At 67.1% G+C, this 12983-nt stretch carries 7 protein-coding genes and 2 pseudogenes; 2 read left to right on the top strand and 7 right to left on the bottom strand.

Going from position 1 to position 12983, the window contains the following annotated elements; all coding sequences use genetic code 11:
• Positions 1–155 precede the first annotated feature (155 nt).
• The gene (gene cysQ, locus INQ42_RS10255) at positions 156–953 is read right to left on the bottom strand and encodes a 3'(2'),5'-bisphosphate nucleotidase CysQ (protein WP_194034175.1); all 798 of its coding nucleotides are present in this window, start codon (positions 951–953) and stop codon (positions 156–158) included.
• Positions 954–995: 42 nt separating this feature from the next.
• Positions 996–1544, bottom strand: a complete 549-nt coding sequence (nudE, locus tag INQ42_RS10260) for an ADP compounds hydrolase NudE (protein WP_194034176.1) — start codon at positions 1542–1544, stop codon at positions 996–998.
• A gap of 160 nt (positions 1545–1704) precedes the next feature.
• Between nudE and INQ42_RS10265 the strand changes: the two genes are divergently transcribed.
• Positions 1705–2475, top strand: a complete 771-nt coding sequence (locus tag INQ42_RS10265) for a 16S rRNA (uracil(1498)-N(3))-methyltransferase (RefSeq protein WP_194034177.1) — start codon at positions 1705–1707, stop codon at positions 2473–2475.
• Positions 2476–2543: 68 nt separating this feature from the next.
• Here INQ42_RS10265 and INQ42_RS10270 read toward each other — a convergent pair whose 3' ends face one another.
• From INQ42_RS10270 to INQ42_RS13105, 3 genes and pseudogenes are all read right to left on the bottom strand, one after another.
• Entirely contained in the window at positions 2544–3065 is a 522-nt protein-coding gene (locus INQ42_RS10270) for a chemotaxis protein CheW (protein ID WP_194034178.1), read from the bottom strand.
• 9 nt (positions 3066–3074) lie between these two features.
• Positions 3075–4433: a chemotaxis protein CheB gene (locus INQ42_RS10275; RefSeq protein ID WP_194034179.1), complete on the bottom strand. Its 1359-nt coding sequence runs from the start codon at positions 4431–4433 to the stop codon at positions 3075–3077.
• Positions 4423–6954: pseudogene (locus INQ42_RS13105) on the bottom strand (response regulator); the annotation flags it as partial. The pseudogene INQ42_RS13105 and the gene INQ42_RS10275, both read right to left, overlap by 11 nt.
• A gap of 224 nt (positions 6955–7178) precedes the next feature.
• Between INQ42_RS13105 and INQ42_RS13110 the strand changes: the two are divergent.
• Positions 7179–7883, top strand: a complete 705-nt coding sequence (locus INQ42_RS13110; protein ID WP_407070813.1) for a pentapeptide repeat-containing protein — start codon at positions 7179–7181, stop codon at positions 7881–7883.
• Between the two features lie 232 nt (positions 7884–8115).
• Here INQ42_RS13110 and INQ42_RS13115 read toward each other — a convergent pair.
• Positions 8116–10860: pseudogene (locus INQ42_RS13115) on the bottom strand (Hpt domain-containing protein); the annotation flags it as partial.
• 76 nt (positions 10861–10936) lie between these two features.
• Entirely contained in the window at positions 10937–12958 is a 2022-nt protein-coding gene (locus INQ42_RS10285) for a methyl-accepting chemotaxis protein (protein WP_194034181.1), read from the bottom strand.
• Between the last annotated feature and the right edge of the window lie 25 nt (positions 12959–12983).

Raw genomic sequence — 12983 nt, forward strand, 5'->3', positions numbered from 1 at the left:
GTACGTCCCCTTGGCTTCAGTTTTGTGAAGACTGACGCCGTCCGGGTCTACAGGATGTGAAGACGAGAAGGGTTTCCCGGTACTTTCGTTGCGCCTTCATCGGCCGCCATGGGTACTGCGTTTTCTTGACTTGAACGCATCGCAGCCGGTCATGCTCAAGCGCCAGCCCAGTCCCGCCAGGGCAGCGACGTGTCACCCAATGCCACGAATCCGCCATTCAGCAGACCCGCGCGCTGGTTGTAGCGGAACGGACGTCCTTGCAGGTCATACAGGCCGCCGCCGGCGCCCTCCAGCACGGCCTGGCCGGCGGCCGTGTCCCACTCGCTGGTCGGTCCGAAACGGGGGTAGACGTCGAGTTCGCCCTGCGCAAGGAGGCAGAACTTCAATGACGAGCCAATGCCCAGCGGTTCCGTATCACCCATGCGGTCGATGAAGTCCGAGCTGCGCTGATCGCGATGGGAGCGGCTGGCGGCCACCCGCAGCGGCGCGGTTGCCGGTGCGCGTACATCGATCGCTCGTTCGCGGCCGGCGCTGTCACGGCGGAACGCCCCCAGTCCGGCGCCTCCGTGCCACAGCACGCCGGTTACCGGGGCCTGGACCACGCCCCAGGTCGCCACGCCACTTTCGATCAACGCGATGTTGACGGTGAACTCGCCGTTGCGCTTGATGAACTCGCGCGTCCCATCGAGTGGATCGACCATCCACAGGCGCGACCACTGGCAGCGCTCGGCGATATCGACGGCGGCCGACTCTTCCGAGAGAACAGGAATGGCAGGCGTCAGACGCGCCAGTCCATCAACGATGCAGCGGTGCGCAGCCAGGTCGGCGGCGGTAACGGGCGATCGATCGTCCTTCTGCTGGATGTCGAATGCACCTTCGTACACCTGCAAGATTTCCGCAGCAGCCTGATCGGCAATACGGATAACGCGCTCACGAAGTGCAGGCTCGATCATGTTGTTCCTCCCGGGTCGGTCGGCACGCCGCGTGCACGCGGATCAGCCATGCATGCGCAACCATTCGCGCACGATGAACAAGGCCGCCATGCTCCGACCTTCGGAGAAATCCTCGCGCAGGACCAGCTCGTGCAACGCGTCCAGTCGCCACGGCACCACTTCCAGCGGTTCCGGCTCATCGCCTGGCAGCCGCTCCTCGTAGAGATCACGGGCGAGGATCACGTGCGCCGAATGACTCATATAGGACGGCGCCAGGGTCAGCTCGCGCAGGTTGAGCAGCGAATGCGCGCCGTAGCCGGCCTCTTCCTTCAACTCGCGGTTGCCCGCCTCTACCGGGGTTTCGCCTGCGTCGATGCGGCCCTTGACCAGGCCCAGCTCATAGCGGTGGACGCCAGCGGCATACTCGCGGACCAGCAGTACCGTATCCGCGTCCAGTACCGGCACCACGACAACGGCGCCGTGCCCGCGTCCGTGCATGCGCTGGAACCTGCGCCGTTCGCCGTTGCTGAATTCCAGGTCGAGGTCTTCAACCCGGTATGGCCCGACGTCGCTCTCTACGACGCGGTGGATGATCGGCAGCTTGCGGGTCATGGATGCGAGCCGTGAGGCGGCGCGGCTCGGCGCGGAAAGACGATAATGGAGGAATGACTGATAGAGATCACGATCCCACGATGCTAGCAGAGCCCGGCGACCGCGCCGCGCGCCGGTTGTTGCGCACGCCTGTCCGCCACCGGACTTTCGCGGCGCTGGCATGCGACTGACCCGGGTCTACGTGGAGATGCCGCTGGCGGTTGGCGCTGAGCTGGCCCTGCCCGACGGCCCTGCGGCCCATCTGGCGAGAGTGTTGCGTCTGGCGGTCGGCGACCGCTGCGTCCTGTTCAACGGAGATGGGCAGGACTATCCGGCGATCGTCACCGCGGCCGGCAAGCGCGAGCTGCGGGTGCGCCTGGATGCGCCGGTCGCGGTCGATAACGAGTCATCACTGCGGATCGTGTTGTTGCAAGGAGTTGCGCGCGGGGAAAAGATGGACCTGATCCTGCAGAAAGCCACCGAACTGGGGGTGGTGGAGGTGCGCCCTCTGGTTTCGCAGCGAAGCGAGGTGAAGCTCGATGCTGCCCGCGCGGCGCGCCGTCTCATCCACTGGCAGGGCGTCGTCATCGCTGCGTGCGAGCAATGCGGGCGCGCCCGGGTCCCTCTGGTAGCGGCTCCCCTGCCGCTGTCAGCCGTGCTGGCCGGACTCGGCACGTCGCCGCACCGTGAGCGGGTACATCAGGCAGACGATCTGCGATTGCTGCTGGATCCGGACGGAGATCTCGCCATCAGGGATCTGACCATCGCGAACGGCGTTACCGAAGTCGTCCTTGCCGTTGGCCCGGAGGGCGGCTGGTCACCGGATGATCGTGGGCAACTGCTTGCGGCGGGATTTGGCGGGCTGCGCCTGGGCCCGCGGATCCTGCGCACGGAAACGGCCGGCCTGGCGGCGATCGCCGCGTTGCAGGCGGGCTTCGGCGACCTCGGCTGAGCCCGATCGGTTCGAATTCGTTCGAGTGCATTGGGGCTCTGCAGGCACTGCGTCGCCGCGAGCGCGCTTCAGGCTGCGGCCGAAAGCGTGTCGATGATCAGGTTCTCGACCTCGACCAGGTCCGGCACGTAAGCGTCGTCTTCGTTCAGGCGGACGGCGGCAAGCACCATCGAGGGCAGCTCCTCGGTGTCCTCATTCACGCCGAGTGCAGCGCGCGACACGGTGACCAAGCGCGGGAATCCCTGGCTGAGAATCGCGAAATAGGGGGCTTTGGGATCGCCGCCCAGCGCTTTCAGCACAAGCACCTTGCTGCTCAGGCTGCCCTGCTCATCGGCAAGCCCCGCCAACTGGGAGAAGCCGATCAGCGGTACCTGCCAACCCCGCCAGCGGGTCAGGCCGAGCAGCCAGCCGGGCGCGCCGGGAACCGTCTCGGGCTGGGCAAATGACATCACCTCGGCCACGGTGGCGTTGGGCAACAGCAGGCGCGCGCCAGCGACCTGGATCAGGACTCCCCGGATGTCCTGGTCGGAACCGTCGAACGGCGCGGATTCGTTGTGGTTCGGTCGTGGATTTTCTGCATCATTTGACATGCTTATTCCTCAGGCCGGCCAACGTTCGCCCAGCCGCTGCGCCAACTCGGCCGGAGTTGCGGTGTCGCCGCCGCGTGATGCCAACGCAGCAGACGCGGTGGCGTCGTAGCAGCCGTCGGCGGATTGTCCTGCGACCAGCGCCCCGGCCCAGCCCAGCCGCAGGGTCGCGTCGACCACCGAGGGGTCGGTGCCACTGAGCAGAAGCACCGCGCTGTCACTGGACGGCAACGACGCCACGAGTTCGCTTCCCGTCTGGAAACGGATCCCGGCGTCGCTGACGTCAATGCCCAGCTCCTCCGCAAGGATGTACACCGTGCCCGCCATCGCGTACTGATCGGCTTCGGCAAGCCGGACCGGCAATTCGGTGGCACGCTGCATCTGCGCGACCAGCCGGTCATGGCGCCCGCCGTCCAGGCGTTGCTGGATCAGGACAGGACGCGGGAACCCGGCGGGCATCGCGGCAACCAGTTGTCGCACTGCATCGGGTCCACCCAGGCCCGCCAGGACCAGCACCGCGCCACGCGCGTGCTCGGGCTCCTTCCTGGGTGAGTCGTCCACGAGGGTCAATCCGGAGATCCGCTCTTCCAGTTCGACGATGTCGCGAGCCAGGCGGTCGTCCGATTCCTCCGAGTCGCCCGACACCAGCGGAGCGGATCCATCGTCCAACGTCAGTACGCCGAAGCGCCCGGCCGCCTCGCCTTCCTCATCGGAGGCGACGGCAGTGGCAGGCGATCGAGGCTCGGCGGAGGCTTCAACGGCTGCGGCGTCTTCATTGTCGACCACCGGGTCGAGGGTGAGGCTCAGGTCAAGTCCGTCGGCCACATCGCCGGGTTCAAATACGGGAACGTGGCCGGATTCCTGGTCCGCGGTCTCGGCGAACACGGGATCGAACGGGTTGGTCGTCTCCGCCGGAGCGGCAGACCCGCCTTGCCATTCGCGCTCCGGGGCATCACCCGCATCGGAGCTGATGTGGTCAAACCGGGTGGACTGCCCAGGTTCTGGCGCTTCCTGTTCGGTTCCGGGCGGCAGGACGTCGCCGTGGCTCTGCATCTTTGCCACCAGGTGGCGCTGCCACCGGGCCATGTCCCAGCCCTCGCGGGCAGCCGCCAAGCTGGCTTCCTCGTAGATGACTTCCACGTCCGGGTCAGCCAGCACCTCGTCAAACGCCTCCAGCGCATCCTCGGTCTGGGGATCCAGCGCCACCAGCACGACTTTCGCCTCCGACGTCGGGACATCCGCGGGGTCGATTTCCTGCGGGTCCGACTCCAGCACGCACTGCGCCCCCGCCGCTTCGATCGCCTCCCGCAGCCGGTCACGGGCGGGACCGGCCTGGGCCAACAGTGCAACTTTCAGCGGATTACTGCTCATGGCGGCTTTCAAGGGCGAGCAGCTCGTACACGTTGCGCATCAATTCGGGTTCCTGATACGGCTTGCCGAGGTAGCGATCCACGCCGATCTCCATCGCGCGCTGGCGGTGCTTGTCTCCGGTCCGCGAGGTGATCATGACGATCGGAACGTCGCGCAGGCGGGCATCGCCCTTCATCCGCGTCGCCAGTTCATAGCCGTCCATGCGCGGCATCTCGATATCCAGCAGCATCAGGTCCGGCACCATGTCCGCCATCCGCTCCAGCGCATCCTGGCCGTCGCGCGCGGTGGCGACTTCGAAGTTGTGCCGCTCCAGGATCCGGCCGGTGACCTTGCGCATGGTCACCGAGTCGTCGACCACCATGACGAGCGGGACAGGGCGCGACTCCACTGTCGGTGCGGGCGCGGCAATCATCGAGGCCGGCATCGAGATCATGCGGCGCACCAGCGGCGCAACGTCTAGGATCACCACGACCCGACCGTCACCCATGATGGTCGCGCCGAAGATGCCCGGCATCGAACCCACCTGCGGCCCGACCGGCTTGACGACGATCTCGCGGTTGCCGATGACCTGGTCAACCGTCACTGCCGCGTGCAGATCGCCGGAGCGTATCAGCAGCACCGGCATCTGGATCTGCCCTTCGGCGACCGCCGGCGCCTGGCCGACGAGTTGGCCCAGGTCGTGCACCGTGTAGTCGTCGCCACCGTAGCGATAGCTGGCCTCGCGCGGCTGGCCCTGCTCGTCGACCAACTCCTCGCGTGCGATGCGACCCACGCCGCGCACCGAGGCAATCGGCACTGCAAAGGTGGTCTCGCCGATCTTGACGAACACCGCCTGGGTGACGGCCAGTGTCTGCGGCAGGCGCAGGACGAACGTGGTCCCCTGCCCGGGACGGGACTGGATGTCGAGCGAGCCGCCGAGCTGGCGAACCTCGCTGGCCACCACGTCCATGCCGACGCCGCGACCGGCCAGCCGACTCACTGAATCGGCCGTCGAGAACCCGGCCTGGAGGATCAGCGAATGCAGTGCGAAGTCGCTCATCACCGCATCGGGCGCGACCAGGCCTCGCTCCTCGGCGCGACGACGGATCGCCGCGCTGTCGAGTCCGCGACCGTCGTCGCTTACTTCCAGCACGACTTCGGAGCCTTCGCGCCGGATCGCGATGCGGACCGTGCCTTCCTCGGGCTTGCCGGCGTTGCGGCGCTGCTCTGGGGTCTCCACGCCGTGCGCGATGGCGTTGCGGAGCATGTGCTCCAGCGGCGCGGTCATGCGCTCGAGCACGTTCCGGTCCAGCTCGCCCTGCGCGCCGTCCAGCTTGAGCGCGACCTGCTTGTCCAACTCGCCGGAAGCCTGGCGGATGACCCGGCGCAGACGTGGCAACAGGCCATCGAAGGGCACCATGCGGGTGCGCATGAGGCCTTCCTGCAGGTCGGAACTGACGCGCGACTGCTGCAGCAACAAGGTTTCGTACTGGCGGGTCAGGTCGTCGAGCGTGACCTGCAGGCTGCTCTGGTCGGCGGCCGATTCGGACAGGCCGCGCGAGAGCTGCTGCAGGTTGGAGAACCGGTCCAGCTCCAGCGGATCGAAGGTCTGCTCGGCATCCTCGCCTTCACGTTGGTAACGGGCGACGATCTGCGCTTCGGTCTCCATCTCCAGCCGGCGCAACTGGTCGCGCATGCGCTCGTTGGTGGCCGCCATTTCCCCGATGGCACCGCGGAAGGCACCCAGCTGCTGCTCCAGCCGTGCGCGGTAGATCGCCACTTCACCGGCGTAGTTGACCAGGCGGTCCAGCAGGTCCGCGCGGATGCGCACCTGCTCCTGTGGAGCGCGGATACCGATCTCGTCGTCGTCATCCTGATGTTCGACGATCGGAGCGGAAAGCGGACCAAGGATGTTCGTCTTGTGGACGAACTGCGTCACTTCAGCCGGGGCAGCCGGCTCCTCTGATGGCTCCGGGACCTGTGGCGCTTGCGCAATTTCCGGCTGCGCCTCTGAATCTTCTGCGACGTCTGCACCGGGCCCATCGACGGGTTGGGCACCGATTGGTCCTGACGTCCATGGGGCAACGACTGGCTCGGCTTCGGTCGTGGAGAACCCGGCCTCGGCAACCACCGACTCGCCGCGCGCGCGTGCTTCGAATTCGTTGACCAGCGCGGCGGGCATTGCGATGGCGCGGCGATCGCCGACCCGCGTCAGCATCGCGTGCAGGCGGTCGAATCCGCGCTCGAGCAACGGTACGCCGTCGCCGCCCAGCTCGGACTGCTGCCCGACGACCGCCTCGAGCAGCGATTCCATGACGTGGCCGAGTTCGCCCACTTCCATGATCCCGCACATGCGGGCGCCACCCTTGAGCGTGTGGAGATCGCGCTGGAGGCCGACGAGAAGCTCGTCGTCGCCCGGGCTTTCGCGAAGCTGGGCCAGGAGCGAGTCGGAGTGGTCCAGCAGATCGCTGCCCTCTTCCACGAAAATGTCGATCAGCTCCGGGTCCAGATCACTCAGGTCGAGCGGCTCATCCGGATCCTCGACCGTCGAGAATGCAGCGGACGGCGCCACAATGATCGGCTCAGCGCCAGCGACGACCGCCGGGATGCTGGACTCGATATCGGCTTCGATCTCCGATTCCGCAGTCGGCTCGGTCTCGGTCTCGGCTTCGATCTCGGCCTCAGCCTCAGCCTCAGCCTCAGCCTCGGTCTCGGTCTCGGTCTCGGTCTCGGTCTCGGGTTCGGGTTCGGGTTGAAGCGCGCGCTGTGCTGATTCAGCCTCTTCGACGGAGACGTCGGTCTCCTGCTCTTCCAGGTTTTGCGAGGAATCCGGTTGCTCACGGGCAAGTCGCTCGGCCTCGTACTGCGCCTCGAGGAGGGCGTATTCGGCCGCCTCTTCGGCTTCAATACGCTCGGCTTCGAGCCTCTCGGCCTCCACTCGCTCGGCTTCGATGCGCTCGGCTTCGATGCGTTCAACTTCGATGCGTTCTGCTTCAACTCGCTCGGCTTCGACACGCTCGGCTTCGATCCGCTCGGCTTCGAGGCGCTCAGTCTCAATCCGCTCTGCTTCGACGCGCTCGGCTTCAAGCCGCTCCGCTTCGAGCCGCTCGGCTTCGAGGCGGTCAGTCTCAATGCGCTCCCCCTCGATCCGCTCTGCCTCGATCCGCTCTGCTTCGAGCCGCTCGGCTTCGAGCCGCTCGGCTTCGATCCGCTCTGCTTCGATGCGCTCCGCCTCGATCCGCTCGACCTCGAGACGCTCTGCTTCCACCCGCTCGGCTTCGATCCTCTCCGCTTCAACGCGCTCGGCTTCGAGCCTCTCTGCTTCGAGCCGCTCCGCCTCGAGTCGCTCTGCCTCGAGCCGCTCGGCTTCCACGCGCTCGGCGTCGAGGCGTTCTGCTTCACGCGCCTCGGCCGCAGCGTCCTCGATGTCGCTGTGCGCACCTTCCTCTTCCGGCTCGATATAGGGTGTGAGGTCGGCCACGGAGGGGGCGACAGCAGACACGCCTGGCAGCGGCTCGTCCGCGTCGGCCGGGTGGTGCGTGCGCACTTCGGGAAGACTGTCGCGCAGTGCAAGCAGTTGCTCTGCAACGTCGGCGAAGGCGGGAATCCGCGGGTGGCTGGATTGCAGGGCCGACAACGTGCGCTCGACGGCGTCGCAAACCGCCGCGATGCCGGCAACGCCTTCGGCAGTGGCAGGCTCGCCGGCCGCCAGCAAGCGGCGTACGTACGCCTCGGCTGGCGTGGTGATGTCGGTGATCACCGGCACTTCGGTCATCGCGAAGGCGCCGTTGAGCGTATGGATGGCGCGCTGCAGGCGATCATCGGCGGGCTGCGGGACCAGATGCGCCTCACTCAGCCACTGGTGCAGCGTCTCCAGGTGGCCGGCGACCTCGCTGCCCAGGATCTCCAGCAGCACGGCATCGACCGAGGCCGGAATGCCCTCGTCCAGCGCCAACTCCGTGTCCACCGTCGCCGGCTCGGGCGCAATGCTGTCCGCTTCGATTTCGGAAACTTCGGCCGCGACCGCTTCCTCGGCCGGTGCGGCATAGAACGCTTCCTGCCCGTCCGCAATCCGGTCGGCAACCGCTTCCAGTCCAGCCAGGTCGGCGCTGACGCTACCGGTGCCCGCAAGCGCTGCGTGCAATTGCGGCAGGACCGCGTGAGCCTGTTCGACCAACGCGACGACCGCCGGACTGGCAAGCCGGGTTCCGCCGAGCACGCCGTTGAGCATGCTTTCCACTTTCCAGCTGAACTCGCCCAGGGTCCTCGCCCCGACCAGCCGGCCGCTGCCTTTGAGCGTGTGGAACACACGGCGGATGCCGCGCAACTGCTCCATGTTCTCCGGTGCGTGCCGCCACTGCTCCAGCATCGTACCCAGATTGGCGATTTCCTCCTCAAGCTCCTCGAGGAAGACTTCGCGGATTTCATCGTCGATGTCGTCGCTTTGCGCAAAGCCGTCAAGGCTGTCAGCGGCAGCCACCGTTGGTGCGGCAACCTTGTCTTGGACAGGCGTCGGGGTAGCGGAGGTATCCAGCGGGACTTCTGAAAGGGTCTCAGCCACGCTTTGGGAGTCCGGCTGCTCGGCCGGCGGGGTGGCGTCCGATGCGGCCTCGGTCCATCGCGGCGCATCCATTTGGCGCGCCGTGGAGGCCCACTGGTCCAGCGCAGCGGCGGCGTTCTCTTCGTCCTGCTCCGAGACCGGCGAGGACGGCTGTTCCGTCTCGGCCTGGTCGCCGGGCACGGGCCAATAGCCCAGTGCCTCAAGGCTGAAGCGGGCGATTTCGAGAATCCGGTCGCGGTTGGGCCGCTGCTCGCGCAGCGCCTCCAGGTAGTACTCGACGCTGGCCAAAGCGTCGGCCAGCGTGTCCAGCTGCTTGCCGTGGGGAATCCGCTTGCGGCCGATCAACTCGACCTCGATGTAGCGTTTTACCCCGTACAGGTAATCCGCCGGCAGGTGCAGATCCAGAATGCGCAGCGCGCCGCACACCTCGTCCAGCAGGCGCGGGATTTCCACCAGCTCGGCGTGGTCCCAGTTGGTCTCGACGAAGGCGACGAAGGACTGGCGGGCGTCACCGAAGTTGCCGATGGCCTCGCGCACGACCACTTCGAGTACCTTGCGCGACTCGCTCTCCAGCAGGTCCTTGTCGGCGCGCTCGTCCGACAGGCCGAGGCGTGCGACCTGGTCGTCCAGCGAGGTCTCCACGTACAGCAACGCACCGGCCACATCCAGCAGGGCCGACTCGTCGGCCGCGCGGTTGCCGGCGACGATTTCGTGCATCGCGTCGCGCTGCTGCATCACCACGCCGCGCGCGACGCCCAGCCCCATCATTCCCAGGGTGTCACTGACCCGACCCAGGGCGTCGACCTGCGGGCGCAGGTCCTCGACCCCTGTCTGGCCGGTGCGCAGGTGCAGGTCCAGCGCATCCTTCACCCTCAGCAGGTCTTCCTTGATCGCCGCCGACACCGTGTCCAGCAGGGCGCGGTTGCGCCCGCTCAGGCTGCCACGGGCGTGATCGAGCTCCGATTCCGACGGCAGCTGGCTGTCGAGTTCGAAGGTCTTGCGCAGGTTGTCGAGGGCCGGATGCCCACCATCACTGTGGGCGACGTGATAAAGCAATTGGCGCGTCGGCTCGGCATTGGGCTCTATGCCTGGGACGCTGAAATCATCGCGCATCAGCTGGCGCGCTTCGCGCTCGACGCCACCGAAGGCCTGGCGCAGCGCGCGGGTTGCCGGCAATGCACCGTCGCGCAGTGCGCCGGCCACCGAGGAGGCCACCCACAGCATCCGCCGCAGCGGCTCCACCGAGACTTCGGCCAGCAGGCCATCCACCACTTCAGCCAACCGCGCCGGATCGGCAGGCTCGCCACCTTCGGGCCACTGCGCCATGGCCTCGCGCAAACCGGTCAGGTTGGCACTCAGTGGCTGCACACCGGTACGGATGGTTGGAGCGTCTTCCACGACCGGGGCCGGCAGGTCGACAGGCAAGGGGCGGTCGAGATTGGGCGCGAAAAGGACGCTTTCGTTCAGGCCCGACTCGCCCCGCGTGGCACGCAGCTCATTGAGCAGCGGCAGCAGGACGATGGGAATGTCCCGGTGCCCACCCTGCAGGCGCTCCAGGTAGTCGGGCAACTGGACGGCGCCGCGCATCAGGATGGTGCACGCGACGTCGCGGTTGGCGATCTCGCCGTGCAACAGCCCGAGGGCGAGACGCTCCATTTCCTCTGCGACCATTGCCGGCGCGTACAGCTCGACCATGCGCAGGGTGCCGTGCACCTGGTGCAGGTGGCTTGCACAGATCCGCATCGCCTCGCTGTCACCCGGCGATTCGGCGAATGCCTCGATCTGCTCGCGCGCCTGGCGCAGGGTCTCGTCCAGCTCCGGCTTGATCCAGCCCAGCGTGGTGGTGTCGATGGCATCGCGCATCACCGTCATGGCGCGATGCTCCATTGCGCTGCGCACTGGCGCAGCGGGTGCGGGCGGCGGCCGGGGGTCATGCTGTTCATCCTTCGATCCAATGCAGGGCTCAGGCAGGAAGCGTGAAGTCGGCGACCGAACGACGCAGGTCGGAGGCCATCTGCGCGAGGTTGCCAATCGACTGCGCGGTCTGGTTGGCACCCTGCGTGGTCTGCGAGGTGATCTGCTGGATCGTGTTCATGGTCTCGGTGATGTTGGCCGCCGCGCCGGACTGCTGCTGCGAAGCCAGCGAGATGCCCTGGATGAGCCCGGACAGGTCGGAGGAGACCTTCTCGATCTCGCCCAGCGCGGTGCCGGCGTCCTCGGCCAGGCGTGCACCGGCGACCACCTCGGTGGTGGTCTGCTCCATCGAGCTGACCGCCTCGTTGGTATCGGCCTGAATGGCCTGGACCAGCGACTCGATCCGCTTGGTCGCGTTGGAGGAGCGCTCCGCCAGTCGCTGCACTTCGTCGGCCACCACCGCGAACCCGCGGCCGGCCTCACCGGCGGAGGCCGCCTGGATCGCCGCGTTCAGCGCCAGGATGTTGGTCTGCTCGGAGATGTCGTTGATCAGTTCAACGATCGAGCCGATTTCCTGCGAACTCTCACCCAGGCGCTTGATGCGCTTGGAGGTTTCCTGGATCTGGTCGCGGATGGAGTCCATGCCCTGGATGGTCTGGCGGACCACGCCCGCACCGGCGGTCGCGATCTGCACCGAGCGTTGCGCCACGTCCGCGGACTCGGCGGAGTTGCGCGAGACCTGGTCGATACTGGTCGCGATCTCGCTGATGCGGCTGGACGCGGAGGTGATCTCCTGCGCCTGGTGCTCGGCGGCCTCGGCCAGGTGCATGGCGGTGGCCTGCGTTTCCTGCGCGCTGGAGGCGACCTGCACCGAGGTGTCGGTGATCGTCTGCACCAGGGTGCGCAGCTGCTCGACGGCGAAGTTGATGGAGTCGGCGATCGCGCCGGTCATGTCCTCGGTCACCGTGGCCTTCACCGTCAGGTCGCCTTCCGCCAGCGAACCCATTTCATCCAGCAGGCGCATGATCGCCTCCTGGTTGCGGTCGTTGAGTTCCTTGGTGGTGGTGTAGCGGTCGCGCTGCGCCTTGCTCAGGGAGAACAGAAGGCCAACGATGGCGGCCAGGGCGAATGCGCCGGCAATGATGGACACCCAGAGGTTGCCCAAAAGGCTGGGATCCTTGAGGGTGCCGAGGGCGTTGAATGCGTTGAACAGCGACTCGCTGTCGGCAAGCAGCTTGTCGGAGCCGTTGGTGATCGCATCCGCCGCCGACTGCGCCGCAAACAGGTCCTGCGAGGTCGCCAGGATGGCGTCGAGGTCGGTTTTCATCGTCTGCCACAGCGCTTCGGCCTGGCCGAGCGCGGCCACCGCGCCCGCATTGCCCAGCGGAGTGATGCCGGTCGCCTCGTCGCCGTTGCGCAGGCCGGCCAGGACGTTGCCGAACACGGCTGCGTCACGCGCGAGGCCTTCGCCGGCCGCTTCGGCGTTGCGCCCGCCTGCGCGGATCTCGGTCACGCGACGGGCCATGGTTCCCGACAACACCACCTGGCGCAGCGCGTAGTAGACCTGCGAGGACGGCGAGCCGCTGGCGGACATCGCCCGGACGAGTTCATCCAGGCGCGCCTGCAGGTCGGGCACTTGCTGCTCGAAGCTGTTGGCGTTGGTCGCCAGGCCCAGCACCGCCTTCTCGCTGGCGATCAACTGCTCCGCGCTCTTGTCCAGCGGCGCCCAGGTCTGGGTCACAATGGCGATCGGCCCGGACACGCCGGGGGTGTCACCGAAATTCGTGTTCAGCTCGCCGATATCGGCAACCACCTCGCCGCGGGTGGTCTTGAACGCCGAGTAGGCCGCCTGGTCGCCACCCACCGCCTCGCGTCCCTGCACCGCCAGGCGCTGTGAGGCCACCTGCAGACTGCTGGCCGACGCGCCGGCGCCGCTGAGCAGGCTGGCCTTGTAGGTGGCATAACCCACGTTGAGCGCAAGCACCAGTACGGAAATGCCCAGCACCACGAGCCAGGTGTTGGAGCCAACGGTACGGCCCTTGCCGGCGACGGAATTCATCTCAGTGCTCATGATCGACCTCAATTTCGGTGCTGGC

Origin of the sequence: Lysobacter avium (assembly GCF_015209745.1) — a bacterium.
Lineage (GTDB): Bacteria > Pseudomonadota > Gammaproteobacteria > Xanthomonadales > Xanthomonadaceae > Novilysobacter > Novilysobacter avium.